Origin of the sequence: Kribbella pittospori (assembly GCF_004331465.1) — a bacterium.
Taxonomy (GTDB): domain Bacteria; phylum Actinomycetota; class Actinomycetes; order Propionibacteriales; family Kribbellaceae; genus Kribbella; species Kribbella pittospori.
The window spans coordinates 98297-115434 of record NZ_SJKB01000004.1 but is presented as its reverse complement, the minus strand read 5'-3'; the positions used below and the strand labels follow the sequence as shown (position 1 = coordinate 115434).

14 protein-coding genes are annotated in these 17138 nt (G+C 68.9%); 11 read left to right on the top strand and 3 right to left on the bottom strand.

Annotated elements, in window-relative coordinates:
* The first annotated feature begins 205 nt into the window (after positions 1-205).
* The 4 genes from E0H73_RS14135 (at position 206) to E0H73_RS14120 (ending at position 5353) form a co-directional block, all read left to right on the top strand.
* Positions 206-1552 carry an ammonium transporter gene (locus E0H73_RS14135; RefSeq protein WP_131355088.1) on the top strand — a complete coding sequence of 449 codons (1347 nt, stop codon included), beginning with the start codon at positions 206-208 and terminating at the stop codon, positions 1550-1552.
* Complete coding sequence (locus E0H73_RS14130; RefSeq protein ID WP_131355085.1) at positions 1549-1887, top strand: P-II family nitrogen regulator; 339 nt, start codon at positions 1549-1551, stop codon at positions 1885-1887. Before E0H73_RS14135 ends, E0H73_RS14130 begins: the two co-directional genes overlap by 4 nt.
* Entirely contained in the window at positions 1888-4152 is a 2265-nt protein-coding gene (locus E0H73_RS14125; RefSeq protein ID WP_131355083.1) for a [protein-PII] uridylyltransferase, read from the top strand.
* A gap of 175 nt (positions 4153-4327) precedes the next feature.
* Entirely contained in the window at positions 4328-5353 is a 1026-nt protein-coding gene (locus tag E0H73_RS14120) for a DUF2332 domain-containing protein (protein WP_202867386.1), read from the top strand.
* Here the strand turns inward: E0H73_RS14120 and E0H73_RS14115 are convergent.
* Positions 5342-6226 (bottom strand): arginase family protein, encoded by an 885-nt coding sequence (locus tag E0H73_RS14115; RefSeq protein WP_238163994.1) that lies wholly within the window; start codon positions 6224-6226, stop codon positions 5342-5344. The two genes, E0H73_RS14120 and E0H73_RS14115, sit on opposite strands and share 12 nt — an antisense overlap.
* A gap of 134 nt (positions 6227-6360) precedes the next feature.
* Between E0H73_RS14115 and ffh the strand changes: the two genes are divergently transcribed.
* The 7 genes from ffh to E0H73_RS14080 all read left to right on the top strand — a co-directional run bounded on the left by ffh (position 6361) and on the right by E0H73_RS14080 (position 15472).
* Entirely contained in the window at positions 6361-7929 is a 1569-nt protein-coding gene (gene ffh / locus E0H73_RS14110; protein WP_131355074.1) for a signal recognition particle protein, read from the top strand.
* A 222-nt stretch (positions 7930-8151) separates the two neighbouring features.
* Entirely contained in the window at positions 8152-9483 is a 1332-nt protein-coding gene (locus E0H73_RS14105; protein ID WP_131355072.1) for a lytic transglycosylase domain-containing protein, read from the top strand.
* A 231-nt stretch (positions 9484-9714) separates the two neighbouring features.
* Positions 9715-10857, top strand: coding sequence for a lytic transglycosylase domain-containing protein (locus tag E0H73_RS14100; protein ID WP_238163993.1), 1143 nt, complete (start codon positions 9715-9717; stop codon positions 10855-10857).
* Between the two features lie 40 nt (positions 10858-10897).
* Positions 10898-11986, top strand: a complete 1089-nt coding sequence (locus E0H73_RS14095) for an amidohydrolase family protein (RefSeq protein ID WP_131355067.1) — start codon at positions 10898-10900, stop codon at positions 11984-11986.
* Positions 11987-12136: 150 nt separating this feature from the next.
* On the top strand, positions 12137-13507 hold the full coding sequence (locus tag E0H73_RS14090) for an N-acetylmuramoyl-L-alanine amidase (protein ID WP_131355064.1): 1371 nt from the start codon (positions 12137-12139) through the stop codon (positions 13505-13507).
* A gap of 106 nt (positions 13508-13613) precedes the next feature.
* Positions 13614-14843 (top strand): sensor histidine kinase, encoded by a 1230-nt coding sequence (locus E0H73_RS14085; protein WP_131355061.1) that lies wholly within the window; start codon positions 13614-13616, stop codon positions 14841-14843.
* A complete protein-coding gene (locus E0H73_RS14080; protein ID WP_131355058.1) occupies positions 14834-15472 on the top strand; it encodes a response regulator transcription factor in 639 nt (212 codons plus the stop codon). The genes E0H73_RS14085 and E0H73_RS14080 overlap by 10 nt, the downstream gene beginning before the upstream one ends.
* Before the next feature lie 9 nt (positions 15473-15481).
* Here the strand turns inward: E0H73_RS14080 and E0H73_RS14075 are convergent, their stop codons facing one another.
* Both E0H73_RS14075 and E0H73_RS14070 read right to left on the bottom strand, forming a co-directional pair.
* A complete protein-coding gene (locus tag E0H73_RS14075; protein WP_131355055.1) occupies positions 15482-16831 on the bottom strand; it encodes an SPFH domain-containing protein in 1350 nt (449 codons plus the stop codon).
* Between the two features lie 27 nt (positions 16832-16858).
* Complete coding sequence (locus E0H73_RS14070) at positions 16859-17053, bottom strand: hypothetical protein (protein WP_131355052.1); 195 nt, start codon at positions 17051-17053, stop codon at positions 16859-16861.
* Positions 17054-17138: the final 85 nt, after the last annotated feature.

Below are 17138 nucleotides of genomic sequence, written 5' to 3'. Positions count from 1 at the left end.
AGGCCAGAGTGCCACACCTTGGGCGATGTCACCTCGATGTCACCTGATCGCCCTCTTTGTCACATGCCTGAAACAAACGGACCGATCGGCTGAAACGGCGCGCCGACACCGTGTGCGGTGTGGCTGGCGGGCGGGCTCCCCGGCGTTGTGGAGCTTCCTGGTTGAGGACGCCGGTCACGTCCGGAACGATGGAAGGACGACGCTCATGACGACTGTGCCCGGCGATACCGCCTGGGTCCTGGCAAGCGCCGCCCTGGTGATGCTGATGACACCGGGCCTGGCTTTCTTCTACGGCGGTATGGTGCGCGTGAAGAGCGTGCTGAACATGATGATGATGAGCTTCATCACCATCGCCGTCGTCACGATTCTGTGGGTGGTGGTCGGCTATTCGCTGACGTTCGCCGGTGACACCGGGCACGTGATCGGTGACTTCTCCGAGGTCGGCCTGAAGGGCCTGCTGTCGCCGGATGCGGTGACCGGGACGACGCCCACGCTCGCGTTCGTCGCCTTCCAGCTGATGTTCGCGATCATCACCCCGGCGCTGATCTCCGGCGCGATCGCCGACCGGGCCACGTTCCGCGGCTGGATCGCGTTCGTGGTCGGCTGGACGCTGCTGGTGTACTTCCCGGTCGCGCACTCGGTCTGGTTCCTCGACGGCGGCAACGGCGGCTGGATCGGCGACAAGCTCAAGGCGATCGACTTCGCCGGCGGTACGGCGGTGCACGTGAACGCCGGTGCGGCCGCGCTCGCCCTGGCGATCGTGCTCGGCCGGCGGATCGGCTGGAAGAAGGACCCGATGCGGCCGCACAGCCTGCCGCTGGTCATCCTCGGTGCCGGACTGCTGTGGTTCGGCTGGTTCGGGTTCAACGCGGGCTCGGCGCTGAGCGCCGGCACCACCGCTGCTGTCACGTTCGTGAACACCCAGGTCGCCACCGCCGCCGCGGTGATCGGCTGGCTGATCGTCGAGCGGATCCGGCACGGCAAGGCCACCACGCTGGGCATGGCGTCCGGTGCGGTCGCCGGTCTGGTCGCGATCACGCCGTCCTGTGGCGCGGTCACCCCGGTCGGCGCGATCATCCTCGGTCTGCTCGCCGGTGCGGTCTGCGCCTTCGCGGTCTCGCTGAAGTACAAGCTCGGCTTCGACGACTCGCTCGACGTGGTCGGCGTCCACCTGGTCGGCGGTCTGTTCGGCTCGCTGGCGATCGGCTTCCTCGGTTCGGCTGCAGCCCCGTCGGCCGTCAACGGCCTGTTCTACGGCGGTGGCGCCTCGCAGTTGGGCAAGCAGGCGCTGGCCAACCTGGTGGTCGGTGTCTACTCGTTCACGATCGCGTTCATCCTCGCCAAGGTGATCGACCTGACCATCGGCTTCCGGCTCAAGGAAGAGGACGAGGTCGCCGGTGTCGACCAGGCCGAGCACGCCGAGACGGCGTACGACTTCCTCGGTGCGGCCGGCCTGCGCGGGCACAACGCACTGGCCCGGACGCCGGCGCCGGCCGCCGACCCGGAGAATGAGTCCACCGAGACGTCCGAGAAGGAAGGTGCGAACGCATGAAGCTGATCACCGCGGTGGTCAAGCCGCACAAGCTGGAGGACGTCCGGGCCGCGCTGGAGACGTTCGGCGTCACCGGCATGACGGTGACCGAGGCGAGCGGCTACGGCCGGCAGAAGGGCCACACCGAGGTGTACCGCGGTGCGGAGTACGAGGTGGACCTGGTCCCGAAGGTCCGGCTCGAGGTCGTCGTCGAGGACGGCGACAGCTCGGACGTGGTGGATGTCATCGTGAAGGCCGCACAGACCGGCAAGATCGGTGACGGCAAGGTCTGGGTCACTCCGGTCGAGACCATCGTCCGGGTCCGCACCGGCGAGCTGGATGGAGACGCACTGTAGATGGTGAACCGGGCAGAACAGCGGCGCGCTCGTGCCGAGGAGGCCGACGCGCTGCTGTACCTGCTCCTCGCCAAGGCCTGTGACGCCCTCGGTGTGCCCACCGAGGGCGTCGCGCTGGTCGCGGTCGGCGGCTACGGCCGCGAGGAGCTGTCGCCGTACAGCGATCTCGACGTGATGCTCGTGCACGCCGAGGGGTACCCGCGGGTGGACGAGCTGGCGGCACAGATCTGGTATCCGCTGTGGGACTCGCGGACCAAGCTGGATCACAGTGTCCGGACGTTGGCGGAGGCCCGGCAGGCGGCGGCCGACGATGTCCGTGTCGCCCTGGGGCTGCTGGACGCACGACATGTCGCGGGGGACTCGCACCTCACACTGCAGCTGCGCTCAGTGCTGATGGCGGACTGGCGTCGTACGGCGCGGACGCGGTTGCCTGCGCTGGCACAGGCCTGCCGGGACCGTGCGACGTCGGTAGGTGAGCTGGCGCATCTCGCCGAGCCGGACCTGAAGGAGGCGTACGGCGGTCTGCGGGATGCCGTCGTACTGCGTTCCTTGGTGGCTTCCTGGTTGGTCGACGTACCGCATCCGGTGGTGGAGCGGGCGCGGCTGGACCTTCTGGACATCCGGGACGAGCTGCACAAGGTTGCGGGTCGTTCCACCGACCGACTGGTGGCCGACCTGGCCGGTGAGGTCGCAGCCGGGCTGGGTCTGGACGGGCGGGACGAACTGCTGCGGCACGTGTATGCGACCGGCCGAACGCTGGCGCATGTGTGTGACGTGTCATGGCGGCGGGTGGAGAGTCTGATGACGCGGCCGCCGCGGTCCAGGCGTCGGCAACGGACTGGCGGACCTCTGCTGCTGGCGCTGGATGACGGAGTCGGTCAGCACGAAGGTGAAGTCGTACTGATGCCGGATGCGCGGCCGGAGCGGGACGCAGTACTTGGGCTGCGGGCTGCTGCTGTTGCGGCGGATCGTGAGCTCGTCCTGTCGCCTGCTGTGTGTGGTCGGCTGGCCAGGAGCGCCTTGGCGTTGCCCGAGCCGTGGCCGGGTGAGGCACGGCGGTTGTTGTGCGCTCTGCTGGGTGCCGGCAGCGGACTGCTCGAGGTGTGGGAGGCGTTGGACCAGGCCGGCTACATCTCGCGGATCCTGCCGGAGTGGGACACGGTCCGGTTCCGGCCGCCACAGTCCGCGGTCCACCGCTTCACCGTCGACCGGCATCTGCTGGAGACGTGTGTCGAGGCGTCCAAGATGGTGCGCGACGTACGGCGTCCTGACCTCCTGCTCGTCTCCGCATTGCTGCATGACTTGGGCAAGGCGGTCGACGGCGACCACAGCGTCACCGGAGCCGTGATCGCCGGGACGGTTGCTCGCCGCATCGGATTCACCGAGACAGACGCGGACACCATCGCGCTGCTGGTCCGGCAGCACCTCATGCTTGCGCAGGTCGCCACCCGCCGGGACCTGGACGACCCGATGACAGTCGATCTGGTCGTGGGCATCGTCCGCAACACCGAGACGCTGGACCTGCTCGAGGCACTGACGTACGCCGATGCGCGGGCTGCTGGTCCGGCGGCGGCGTCACCGTGGCGGATGCGGCTGGTCGGTGAACTGTGTCGTCGTGTGCGTGGCGAGCTGTCCGGAGGAGGGGAGGGCATGTGGACCGATGCTCCGCCAGTTCCCGTGCCCACACTGCATCAGGTGGTCGGCGTAGGACGGCTGGGCGTGTCAGTGGCCGACCATCACGGTGACTTGCGCATCAACGTCGCCGTACCCGATCAAGTGGGCACGCTGTCGACCGTTGCCGCCGTGCTGGCGGTGGAGCGGCTCGCAGTGCGGTCCGCTGTCATCACATCCGTTGAGGGCTTGGGTATCTCGCAGTGGACGGTTGCGGGCTCGCTGCCTGATCCGATCCGCTTGCGTGACCGGCTTGCCGTGGCGCTCCGCGACAGCACTGACCTGGTACGCCGCTTGGCCGCGCGCGACTCGTCCGCGGTGAAGCATCGGCTCGACAGCCGGGTCGACCTCCTGCCCGGAGCTTCAGAGACGGCCACAGTGCTGCAAGTACGAGCACACGACCGCCCGGGCCTGCTCTACGACGTCACTGCAGCCATCGCCTTCACCGGAGCGGACATCCGGTCAGCCCACGTCAGCACACTCGGTGCGGAGTGCGTGGACGTCTTCTACCTCACCGATCCGCAGGGTGCTCCGCTCGACGAGGAGGACGCGCGGACGACGGCCAAGACGGTCCTGGATCGCTTGACCTCTTAGGTCGTGTCTGGTAGTCCCCCGCCTACTGCGCGGCACTCGGCACGGCACCTCGCCGCACGTGAGCAAAGGCCACGATGCGCCGCATCGAGACCTTCGCTCCCGCGCACCGATGCACCGCACCGAGCACCTGCTCGCTACGGCGTGGGACTACCAGACACGACCTAATCTCAGTGGTGTGCATGTCGTAGCGGCGTTCCAGCATCAAGCGGTTGCGTGTGAGGACCTCGGGTCCCCGATGTACGCCGAACTCCTTCGGCTGATCGTGGACGACTACGAGGTCGGAGGCGTGTCGACCGGCGTACTGGCCGGCTATGAGGATCGCCCATTCGGTGACGCGATCGCTCTGCGCTTGCTGGCCGCCGTACATGGGTTGGTGCTGGCCGGAGAGGTGCCCGAGCTGGCGGCGTTCTATCCGAGCGTCGGTGGGACCTGGGACCCGGTGCTGGGCTGGGAGGCGTTCGAGCAGACCCTGCAGTCGCGGTCCGCTGAGTTGCGGGTGTTGCTGACCCAGCCACCGCAGACGAACGAGGTGGGCCGGGCCGCTGCGCTCTATGGCGGTCTACTGCAGTTGGTCGAGGCCGTGCCGTTGCCGGTCCGGTTGTTCGAGATCGGTGCCAGCGCTGGGCTCAACCTGCGGGCGGACCACTTCCGCTACACCGCGGACGGGACGTCGTACGGCCCGGCCGACAGTCCTGTGGTGTTCGAGGACGCCTGGACCGGGCAGTCGCTGAAGCCGGCGGAGCTACGGATCGCCGAGCGGGTGGGGAGCGATATCGCTCCGGTGAACCCGCTGACCGCAGAGGGCGCACGCACGCTGACGTCGTACGTGTGGCCGGACATGGCGCAGCGGCTGGAGCGATTGCGCGGTGCGGTGGAGATCGCGCGGCAGGTGCCGGCCGACGTACGACGGGAGGACGCCGTCTCGTTCGTGCGCGGCCTCGAGCTGTCGCAGGGGCACGTGACCGTGGTGTGGCACTCGATCATGTGGCAGTACCTGAGCCGCGACGACCGGGCCGCAGTGGACGACCACCTCGCTGATCTCGGCGCTCAGGCCACCGAGTCGACCCCGCTGGCGCGCCTACGCCTCGAGCCGTTGCCACGAGCAGTCATGGTCGAGCTGCAGACCTGGCCCGGTGGCGAACGGCGGACTCTCGGCCGAGCCGAGCCACACGGTCAAGGACTCGTCTGGTCAGCTGAGTGACGCGACCAGTGTGTCCGTGAGCTCGGCCGCGTAGACCCCGTCGGGATCCAGATCAGGGTCGAAGATGCCGATGTCGATCCCCATGCACTTGTTTGATGCCAGCAGCGGCCGCAGGAGTGCTTGCAGCTGGGAGTGGTCGATGCCACCCGGGTCGGGGCTGTCCACCGCCGGCATCACCTCGGCATCGAGGATGTCCACATCCAGATGCACCCAGAACCCGTCGAGCTCGTCCCGCTCGAGATGCTGCAGTACGCCGTCCGCAGCCGGCGCCGCCATGATCTCGAGCGCAGACCACACCGGTATCACGGCTGCCTCGACGTCACCGACGTACTCGTCGTCCTCCCGAATGCCCAATAGGGCAGCGTCCGTGTCCTGGACGTACGGCGACAGTCCCTCGAGATCAGTGAGGTCCGTCTGGCCACGTCCGGTGACCAGCGCGAGCGCTTCACCTCCCGCTGCCCCGACGTACGACGAGTTGTCGACGGTCCGGAAGTCGGAGTGCCCGTCGATGTAGACCACGCCGTACCTCCCGCGCCGCTTCAACGCCAACGCCGGCCCGAGCAGGTTGCTGCACTCACCACCGAGCAGCACCACGAACCGCTGGTCGTCGAACAACTTCGTCAACCGGTCAGCCAGCCGCACCGTGTACGACGCCATCGCCTCAGCGTTGAACACCCCGTCACCGGGCTTCCAGCCTTCCCGGTCGTACCTCGGTGGGGTGACACAGCCGGCGTCGGCAGCGTTGATCCGCTGCAGCAATCCCTGGTCGCGCAACGCCCCGGCCAGCTTGTAGCAGCCCGGCACCGCGCCCTTGACCGGTGGCCGCAAACCCAGGTTCGATGGTCCGTCCAGCACTACTCGCTGCTTGCCCACCCGAGCCCCTAACCGTTCTGGGTCGATTGACCGGTTAGAGCCTCGCGGCCTGACCCTCCGGTTGTCAACCGCGCCCGGTAGACTCGGGGAGTTGTCTGGGTGAGCTGGGTTTTCTGAAGAACGGACTGTTCCTGGTGTTCGACACGCTTTCCGATCGTCTGTCCACGGCGTTCAAGAATCTGCGCGGCAAGGGCAAGCTGACCGACGCCGACATCGACGCGACGACGCGGGAGATCCGGATCGCGTTGCTCGAGGCCGATGTCGCGCTGCCGGTGGTGAAGGAGTTCATCGCCGCGGTCCGCGACCGCGCCAGCGGCGCCGAGGTGCGCGGCGGGCTGAACCCTGCGCAGCAGGTGATCAAGATCGTCAACGAGGAACTGGTCAACATCCTCGGCGGCGAGACCCGCGAGCTGCGGATGGCCAAGCGGCCGCCGACGGTGATCATGCTCGCCGGTCTGCAGGGCGCTGGTAAGACCACACTGGCCGGCAAGCTGGCCAAGTGGCTGAAGGAGGCCAAGCACCAGACGCCGATGCTGGTCGCGGCCGACCTCCAGCGCCCGAACGCGGTGACCCAGCTGCAGGTGGTCGGCGAGCGGGCCGGCGTGCCGGTGTTCGCGCCCGAGCCCGGCAACGGCGTCGGCGACCCGGTCGACGTGGCCCGCAGGGCGATGGACGAGGCGCGGAGCAAGCAGCACAGCGTGGTCATCGTCGACACGGCCGGCCGGCTGGGTGTCGACGAGGTGCTGATGAAGCAGGCCGCCGACATCCGCGACGCGGTCACGCCGGACGAGATCCTGTTCGTGGTCGACGCGATGATCGGTCAGGACGCGGTCACCACCGCCCAGGCCTTCCTCGACGGCGTCGGCTTCGACGGCGTCGTGCTGTCCAAGCTCGACGGTGACGCCCGCGGTGGCGCCGCGCTGTCGATCGCGCAGGTCACCGGCCGCCAGGTGATGTTCGCCTCGAACGGCGAGAAGCTCGAGGACTTCGACGTCTTCCACCCCGACCGGATGGCGTCGCGCATCCTCGGCATGGGCGACGTGATGAGCCTGATCGAGCAGGCGGAGAAGTCGTTCGACGCCGAGGAGGCCGCCAAGACCGCGGCCAAGCTGCAGAAGCGCGGCGGCAAGGACTTCACCCTGGACGACTTCCTCGCCCAGATGCAGTCGGTCCGCAAGATGGGCCCGCTGACCAAGATCTTCGGCATGCTGCCCGGGGCGAACCAGTTCAAGGACCAGCTGGAGAACTTCGACGAGCGCGAGATCGACCGGATCGAGGCGGTCATCCACTCGATGACGCCGGCCGAGCGGACCGATCCCAACATCATCAACGGCTCCCGCCGGGCCCGGATCGCGAAGGGCTCCGGCACCGAGGTCGCCACCGTCAGCGGCCTGGTCGAGCGGTTCTTCGAGGCCCGCAAGATGATGGCCGCGATGGCGTCGGGCAAGGGCATGCCGGGGATGCCCGGTATGCCAGGGATGCCCGGCATGGGCGGCGGTGGCGCGCGGAAGGCCAAGCAGCAGCAGAAGAAGGGCAAGAAGCGCGGCTCCGGCAACCCGGCCAAGCGGGCGAACCAGGGCAACACGCAGCCGGCCCCGCCGCAGCCGGGTCAGCTGCCCGCCGCATTCGGCGGTGGCGGCCAGGACGCCGGCGACTTCCAGTTGCCCGACGACCTGCGCAAGATGCTGGGTGACGACAAGTAGTTGTCGTCCGTTCGCCCGACGCGCGGGGACCGCGTCGCGCCCTATCGTCGATCAGGCGTGGGGAGCGTGAACTCTCGCCGTCGCAGGGCTGAACTCGCCGGAACGGCACCCGGTTACTGCATGAAGTGGCGCACCGTTACCGGTTGCCCGAGACCCTGTGACGACTAAGATCGTGCCTACGCCCGGCAAGACTCAGCACTGCGGAAACGTCGAGGGACGCGGATGAGGCAGCAGTTCAAGAACCTGGATACGTGGCGGGGGAAGCTGACCGCCACCTGGGTCTGCTTGGCTCCTCCGACCGCGATGGTCGCCGTGTTCGTCGCCGGCGGCCTGACCTCGAACACGTTCATCGTCGACGCGCACGCGCTGGCCCAGCCGCGCCAGGACGCGCAGTTCGACGACCTGGCCAACAACGTCCCGACCCAGCCGGGTGCCGACGGCAGCCTGCCGACCCAGGAGAAGTCCCAGATCTCGGTGCCGGTGACCGGCGCCGTCGACGGGACGGTGCAGCCGATCCCCGGCATCTCCGGTGACGCGTCGGGCATTCCGGGCACGGTGCTGGCGGCGTACCAGAAGGCGGCCAACGATCTTGCGGTGGCGACGCCGGGTTGCCACATCACCTGGCCGCTGCTGGCCGGGATCGGCAAGGTCGAGTCCGCGCACGCCAGCGGCGGCAAGGTCGAGTCCAACGGGAACACCCGCGGCAAGATCCTCGGCCCGGTGCTCGACGGTGGCCCGGGGATGGCCGCTATCGCGGACACCGACCAGGGCGTGTACGACGGGAACTCGCAGTGGGACCGTGCTGTCGGCCCGATGCAGTTCATTCCGGGGACGTGGAAGGTCTTCGGAGCGGACGGCAACGGTGACGGGGTCAAGGATCCGCACAACGTCTTCGACGCGGCCCGGGCGGCCGGTGACTACCTCTGCTCCGGCGGCGCGAACCTGTCCGACCCGCAGGGGCTCGTGCAGGCAGTCCTTCGCTACAACCACTCGATGGACTATGTGTCGACCGTGCTCCGGTGGATGCAGTCGTACAGCAAGGAGACTGTGACGATCCCGGACACGTCGGGCGTCATCACCCCGCCGGTGGACGACAACGGGAACGTCGACCAGAGCAACGACCCGACCCGCGAGGGCGGCACCACGACTCCCACGCCGACGCCGACCGCACAGCCGTCGACGCCGACGCCGACCGCGAGCCGGACGACGAGCAAGCCGCCGTCGAGCAAGCCGCCCACCCAGGTGCCGAACACGCCGCCGTCGTCGACGAAGCCGCCGACGACCAGCACCCCGCCGACGACGAAGCCGCCGACGACCAGCACCCCGCCGACGACCACGCCCCCGCCGACGACCACTCCGCCGACGACGCCGCCGACCTCGGACCCGCCGCCGACGACCTGTACGCCGACGCCCACCCCGACGGACACGCCCACGCCGACGGCAAGTCCGACGGAGACCCCCAGCCCGACTCCCACGCCGTGCGACACCAACGCACCCGGGTCGGACGAGAGCACGGCCGCGACTCCGGGCGAGGCGCCCAAGCCGGGTAACTGAGCAACGACCCCCGATCCGGGGCGCTGGATGCCGCCGGCAACGTAGTCTCACGCATTACCTGGTGCCTGTTTTCGGCCGTGTTGGCGGGTCAGGTAACTTTGCGTCGTCTTGATGTAACTTTCTGGCGTATGGATCGTTGAGGGGATCATGCGCCTAACCCGTAGTGGTAACCGTCGGGTCAAAATCATCATCGCTTCACTGTGCACAGCCCCGCTCCTGGTCGGGGCCATCGTGACAGTCGCTTCGGGCGGGGCCGGTGCCTCCGGTCAGCTCGCGGCGGACAGCCCGGTCGCCCCATCGCCTGGGGCCGGGCTCAACAGTGGTGAGTTCGACGAACTGACGATGGTCGTGCCGCAGCGTCCCGGAGTGGACGGCCGGCTCGGATCTGACAAACCCGCCCGTGCCGACGTCCCCGTGCAGGGGGCGACCGACGGTCGCTCGGTGGTCCGCCCGGGCAGCCCGGACGCCGTCAACGGCATTCCGCGCGGGGTGTTCCCCGCCTACCGCCGCGCCACCGCGAATCTCGCCGTGGTCCGGCCGAACTGTGGGCTCACCTGGCCGTTGTTGGCCGGGATCGGCAAGGTCGAGTCCGACCATGCCAGCGGCGGCCGGGTCGACGTGGCCGGCACCACCAAGGGCAAGATCCTCGGCCCGGTGCTGAACGGCCGCGGCGGCAACGGCCGGGTCACCGACTCCGACCAGGGCCGGTTCGACGGCGACCTGACCTGGGACCGTGCGGTCGGGCCGATGCAGATCATCCCCCAGGTGTGGGACGAGTTCGGCGCCGACGGCAATGGTGACGGCTTCCGCAACCCGAACAACGTGTACGACGCGGTCACCACGGTTGCGGTCTACCTGTGCTCCGAGGGCGACGACCTGAAGGCACCCCGCGACCTGGTCGCCTCCCTGCTGCGGTACCAGCACTCCAAGGACTTCGTCTCCACGGTGCTGCGATGGATGCGGGTCTACAGCAAGAACGCCGTCCTGATCCCGAACGAGAAGGGCAGCCTGTCGACGGCGAAGTCCACCGGGAATGCGGAGCGGAAAGTCGACCCGCGCCAGGTCCCGGACGTCCCGGACGACAAGACGACCTCGCCGACGCAGCAACCGTCGACACCGGTCGGCGAGCCGACGGTGCCGGATCCGATCGAGACGCCGACGCACAAGCCGACCCGGCCGACGCAGACGCCGACGAAGACTCCGACCAAGACGCCCACGAAGACGCCGACCAAGACGCCGACGCCGACGGATACCCCGACTCCGACGCCGACCGATAGCCCGACGCAGACGCCGACGGACACGCCGAGCGGGACGCCCTGCACGGCTGAGCCGACCACGCCGAGCTGCACCCCGGGCGGCGGCTCGCACGGCTGAGTGAGTGCCCCGTAGGCACCGGCCCGGATACGGTCGGCCTATGACCGACTCCGGCGTCCTCAGAATCGTCGGCACGGTGCTGCCGGCCGACGAGCAGCAAGAGCTCCATCTCAGCGGTGGGCTGGTCGTCGACCGGCCCACCGCTGCCGATGTCACCACCGTGCACACCGGTGGCTGGATCGTGCCCGGTCTCGTCGACGCCCACTGCCACATCGGCCTCGACCAGCGCGGTGCGGTCGACAAGGAGACGCAGGAGGAGCAGGCGATCGCCGACCGCGCCGCCGGTGCGCTGCTGGTCCGCGACGCCGGTTCGGCCGCGGACACCCGCTGGATCGACGAGCGCGAGGACCTGCCGAAGATCATCCGGGCCGGCCGGCACATCGCCCGCTCGAAGCGGTACATCCGCAACTACGGCTGGGAGATCGAGCCGGACGAGCTGGTCGCGTACGTCGAGCAGGAGGCCCGCCGTGCCGACGGCTGGGTGAAGCTGGTCGGCGACTGGATCGACCGGGATGCCGGTGACCTGACCGCCTGCTGGCCGGCCGAAGCGCTCGACGCGGCGATCGCCCGCGCCCACGAGCTCGGCGCGCGCGTCACCGCCCACGTGTTCGGCGAGCACGCTCTGCCGGATCTGCTTGCCGCTGGCATCGACTGCATCGAGCACAGCACCGGCGTACTGCCGGACATGCTCGACCAGATGGCCGCGCACGGTGTCGCGGTGGTGCCGACGCTCATCCAGCTGGAGAACTTCCCGGAGTACGCCGATCAGGCCGCCGCCAAGTTCCCGACGTACTCGGCCCACATGCGCGACCTGTACGACCGCCGGCTCGAGCGACTCCGGGACGCCTTCGAGGCCGGCGTACCCGTGTATGCCGGGACCGACGCGGGTGGAGTTCTCGGGCACGGCCTGGTGGCGCAGGAGATCCAAGCGCTGACCGAGATCGGCATGTCGGGGGAGCAGGCGCTGGCCGCCGGTTCGTGGGCGGCGCGTGAGTGGTTGGGGGCCCCGAGCACCTTTCAGCCCGGCGATCCGGCCGACCTGGTGGTGTACGACGAGGACCCGCGGGCGAACCCGGCGGTGCTGACCCATCCGCGGCTGATCGTTCTGCGCGGCCGGGTGGTGAGCTGATCGGGTGGCATGATCGCGTGATCGGCCGAATTCATGCCGTGACGGGAAGAAATTCACCTGAACTCTGGTCTCGGCGGAAGATTTTGGCTTAGCGTGAGCCCGGGACCGCCGACGCCCCTCGGCGGACCGACCAAGGGAAGGAATCGCCCGATGGGGAAAACCGCCCGAGTACCCAGACACGTCTCCACAACCCTCCTGGCCGTCGCGGCCGCCGGCGCACTCGCCCTCAGCGCACTGCCGAGCAACGCGGCCGAACCGACGCAACCCTCCGGCTCCGCGGGCCTCTCGTCCGCGTTCGACACCGCCGCCGCGAAGTACGACGTACCGCGTGAACTGCTCGTCGGCGTCGGGTTCGCCGAATCGCACCTCGACGGCCACAACGGCCTGCCCAGCCAGGCCAACGGCTACGGCGTGATGCACCTGGTCAGCAACGACAAGAACCAGACGATGTCCGAGGCAACCAAGCTCACCAGCCTGCCGGTCGCGCAGTTGTCCAAGGACAACGCGTCGAACATCCTCGGCGCCGCCGCCGTCCTGGACTCGTACGCCGACCAGGCCGGCCTGACCGATCGGTCCGACCTCGGCAAGTGGTACGGCGTGGTCGCGAAGTACTCGCACTCCGCCGACGGCCCGACCGCCCGGCTGTACACCGACGAGGTCTACCGGATCATCGGCGCCGGTGTCCGCGCCTCGGGTGTCACCACCGAGCCGAAGAAGGTCACGCCGGCGCTCGGCGCCTACGCCAAGGTCGCCCCGCTCGGCACCCGGACGCCGACCTCGGTCGCGGCGGTCGACTATCCGGGCGCGATCTGGAACGCGGCCAGCACCAGCAACTACCGGGTCGGCCGGAACGCGGCGATCTCCACCATCGTCATCCACGTGACGCAAGGGTCGTACGCGGGCACGATCAGCTGGTTCAAGAACCCGTCGGCGCAGGTCAGCTCGCACTACGTGATCCGGTCCAGCGACGGCCAGGTCACCCAGATGGTGGCCGAGAAGGACACCGCCTGGCACGTGGGCTCAGAGAACGGCTACACGATCGGCATCGAGCACGAGGGCTTCGTCGACCAGCCGTCCTGGTTCACCGACGCGATGTACCGCTCGTCGGCCGCACTGACCCGCAACATCGCGGACCGTCGCGGCATCCCGAAGGACCGGGCCCACATCAAGGGCCACGTCGAGATGCCGAACCAGACCCACACCGACCCGGGTCCGAACTGGAACTGGGACTACTACATGGAGCTGGTGAACGGCGGGAACCCGAACCCGCCGGAGTACAACTTCACCACCTACGGCAGCGGCGTCCGCGTCCGCTCGGCCCCGAGCCTGACCGCCTCCATCATCACCGAGCTGCCCGGGCCAACCCAGGTGTTCGTCACCTGCCAGGTCCAAGGCGACCCGGTGACGGCCGAGGGCACCACCAACAACTGGTGGGCCAAACTCCGCGACCAGGGCGGCTACATGAGCAACATCTACATCCAGGACCCCAACCCGAAACTCCCCGGCGTACCGGAGTGCTGATGAGACAGGAGGCCCGGGGATCACCCCGGGCCTTCTGGCGTGCTGGAGCCCGAACAGTAGAGCCTGCTGTACCGACCACGGCCTTCGGTTGGCGCACGATTGAGGCATGTTGACCAAGATCCTGTCCCGGGGCATGCCGGCCAGCGGATATCTGATGGTCCGCTTCCTGAAGTCGCTGGTGCTGCTCCCCGCACTGCCGATCGGCCTGCTGCTGGGCTGGCTCATCCCGGATGTCACTGCCGGTCTGGTGCGGCTGGCCAACATCGAGCGGTACCGCGCCGCGTGGTACCTCGGTGTGCCGCAGCCGGAGCTGCTGCCACGGGCGGCGCGCCGCCGGCCGGGCGACGTCGTCGCGCTGTTCAAGGACAGCTCGTTCAAGCGCAGCCTGCGATGTCTGCTGATGCCGCTGGTGATGATCCCCGAACTGGTGGTTGCGGTCGTCTCGGTGGCCGGAGCGCCCTCGGCGCTCATCAGCATGGCGACGTGGAAGTTCAACAACGGATCCAGCCTGATGGGACTCGACGTCAACAGTTGGACCACCGCGTTGACACTCGGTCCGCTGCAGGTGCTGGTCAGTTTGAGCTTCCTCTGGTGGGTGGCGCCGGCCCTGGCGCGCGGCCACGCGAAGGCAGCGCTCCAGCTGCTGGCGCCGAGTGAGTCGCAGTTGGAGACGGCCAGACTGGAGCAGCGGGTGGAGGAGCTGACCAAGAGCCGGGCTGGTGCGGTGGATTCGCATGGTGCTGAGCTGCGGCGCATCGAGCGGGACCTGCATGACGGTACGCAGGCGCAACTGGTGTCGCTGGCGATGCGGATCGGGATTGCCAAGCAGACGATGGCGGACGACCCGGAGAAGGCGGCGAAGCTGCTCGACGACGCCCGCGACGGGGCAGAGCAGGCCATGCACGAGCTGCGCGGCGTACTGCGGACCATGTACCCGCCGATCCTTGCCGACCGCGGTCTGGCGGGTGCAGTGTCCGCGCTGTGCGCCCGCTGCCCGCTACCGGTCGACCTCCGGCTGGGTGAGCTCGGTCAGGTGCCCGCGCCGGTCGAGGCAGCGGCGTACTTCGTCGTCGCCGAGTCGCTCACCAACATCACCAAGCACTCCGCCGCCGGACATGTCGACGTACTGATGGAACGGCGTGATGCAGAGCTGTACCTGATGATCACCGATGACGGGATCGGGGGAGCGCGGATCAACGAGCAGGCCGACCTGCTCGGCCGGGGGAGCGGCCTGCATGGCATGCTCCACCGGGTGCAGGCGATCGACGGTCAGCTGGAGTTGCAGAGCCCGATCGGTGGGCCGACCACCGTCGAGGTGATCCTCCCGTGCGGGTGATGATCCTCGAGGACAACCCGATCCTTGCCGAGGGCCTCGGTCTGCTGCTGGGCAACTCCGGCTTCGAGGTGGCCGCGGTCGCCGCCGACGCGGACGGCTTCGCGAAGGCGATCGCCGAGCACGAGGTGGACATCGCGGTAGTCGACGTACGGCTGCCGCCCACCTTCACCGACGAGGGGTTGCGGGCCGCGATCGAGGCCCGTCGGGTGCGGCCCGGCCTGCCCGTGCTGGTGTTCTCGCAGTACGTCGAGGAGGTCTACGCGGCTGAACTGCTCGCCGCCGGCAGCGAGGGCGTCGGGTACCTGCTCAAGGATCGTGTCTCCCGGGTCGACGAGTTCCTCGAAGCGGTACGCCGGGTCGCCGCCGGAGGCACCGTGCTGGATCCCGAGGTGGTGAGCCAACTGATGGTCAAGCGGAGTAGTCCGCTGGACCGGCTCACCCCTCGGGAACGCGAGGTACTCGCACTGATGGCGCAAGGACTGGGCAACACGGCGATCGCCGACCGACTGGTCGTCACCGAAGGCGCCGTCCACAAACATGTCGGCAACGTCTTCCTCAAGCTCGACCTACCGCCAACGGATGCCGGCCACCGCCGAGTCCTCGCAGTCCTTGCCTACCTCGGTCTTTGACCCAGCCGATCAGGCCGGCTGGTCAGGCACCGACTCGAGCGCCGGCTTCTGGTCCTTCGGCGTGCTGAGCGAGTCGATCAGCTGCTTGGCCAGCGCGAAGCCGGAGCCGCCCATCGTGATCGTCTTGACCAGGGTGTCCTCGATGCCCTGGGCACCGTTCAGCACGACCATGTTGCCGACCTTCTCGAACGAGCCCGCCGCCGCGGCGACGATCTCCGGGTAGGCCTCGGCCAGCTGCTGCGCGACGACCGCGTCGGTGTTGGTGGCCAGCGCCTCGGCCCGGGCCTTGATACCGGCCGCCTCGGCCATCGCCTTCGCCTGCACGGCGGCGGCCTCGGCCTTACCGGTCAGCTCGGTCGCCTTCGCCTCGGCCTCACCGCGGAGCTGGACCTCGCGCGCGTTCGCCTCGGCGGCCGCGATCTGCGCGTCACGCGCGGCCTGGGCCAGCGTGCGCTGCCGGTACGCCTCGGCGTCGGCCGGCTTCAGCACCGACGACTCCAGCTGCTTCTCGGCCAGCGAGGCGTTCAGCTTCGCGGTCTCCGTCTCCGCGACGACGACCTCCTGCCGGGCCAGTGCCTCGGCCAGCGGACCGGACTGCGACGCCTTCGAGTTCGCCTGGTCGACCTCGGCCTGATAACCGGCCTGGGCGATCGAGCTCTCCCGGACCGCTGCGGCCTTCTTCGCCGCCGCGGCCTGCTCGCGCTCGGTCGCCTCCCGGTCCCGCTCGGCCTGCGCGATCCGGGCCGCGGCCTCGACCGCGGCGGCCTGCGGGCGGCCGAGGTTCTTGATGTAGCCGGACTCGTCGTCGATCTCCTGGATCTGCAGCGAGTCGACCACCAGGCCGAGCTTCTCCATGTCGCCGGCCAGCGAGCCGCGGATGTTCGTGGTCAGCGTCTCCCGGTCGTGCAGCATCTCCTCGACCGTGGTCGAGCCGACGATCGCCCGCAGGTGACCCGCGAACAGCTCGTGGATCGTGCTCATCACCTGCTCGTCGCTCTGCTCCAGGAACCGCCGGGCCGCGTTCGCGATCGAGCCGTAGTCGTCACCGACCTTGTACGCCGTCACACCCTTGATGTGCAGCGGGATGCCCTGGCTGGACACGCAGGTGACGGTCAGCGGCGTCGCCCGGATGTCCAGCGGCAACCGCCGTACGGTCTGGAATCCCGGCAGGACCGCGGTACCGCGGCCGACGACGATCTTGAAGCCGAGGGTCTCGTTGACCTGCTCCTGGCTCGAGTGCGCGCCGAGACCGGAGATGATCAGCGCCTCGTTCGGCTCCGCCACCCGCCAGACCATCCGGAACACGATCAGAAGGACGACCACCGCCACCGCGGCGATGATCACGTACGTCCAGAGCATTTCCCCTCCAGGGAACGGAACGATGAATCAGATGGCGCGAGCGACGTAGACGGTGCGCGGTGGGTCGTAGTCCACGACCACCACCTGGGTGCCCACCTCGATCACCTCGTCGATCGCGGGGTAAGCGTAGAAGGCCTCGGTGGCACCGCGGACCGGCAGCATCACCTCGCCGATGATCCCCGGTGCGATCCGCCCGATCACACGCCCCCGTTTGCCTACCATGACGCCCCTCCGACGTACCGCGGCTGCTCTGGGTTCCGCAGCCTAGCGCCTTGTGGCGCGGACGCCCGCAGGCGCATGGTGGAGG

Coding starts and splice junctions, on each gene's coding strand:
- E0H73_RS14135 (WP_131355088.1), top strand. CDS start 206: ATGACGACTGTGCCCGGCGATACCGCCTGGGTCCTGGCAAGCGCCGCC.
- E0H73_RS14130 (WP_131355085.1), top strand. CDS start 1,549: ATGAAGCTGATCACCGCGGTGGTCAAGCCGCACAAGCTGGAGGACGTC.
- E0H73_RS14125 (WP_131355083.1), top strand. CDS start 1,888: ATGGTGAACCGGGCAGAACAGCGGCGCGCTCGTGCCGAGGAGGCCGAC.
- E0H73_RS14105 (WP_131355072.1), top strand. CDS start 8,152: ATGAGGCAGCAGTTCAAGAACCTGGATACGTGGCGGGGGAAGCTGACC.
- E0H73_RS14095 (WP_131355067.1), top strand. CDS start 10,898: ATGACCGACTCCGGCGTCCTCAGAATCGTCGGCACGGTGCTGCCGGCC.
- E0H73_RS14090 (WP_131355064.1), top strand. CDS start 12,137: ATGGGGAAAACCGCCCGAGTACCCAGACACGTCTCCACAACCCTCCTG.
- E0H73_RS14085 (WP_131355061.1), top strand. CDS start 13,614: ATGTTGACCAAGATCCTGTCCCGGGGCATGCCGGCCAGCGGATATCTG.
- E0H73_RS14075 (WP_131355055.1), bottom strand. CDS start 16,831: ATGCTCTGGACGTACGTGATCATCGCCGCGGTGGCGGTGGTCGTCCTT.
- E0H73_RS14070 (WP_131355052.1), bottom strand. CDS start 17,053: ATGGTAGGCAAACGGGGGCGTGTGATCGGGCGGATCGCACCGGGGATC.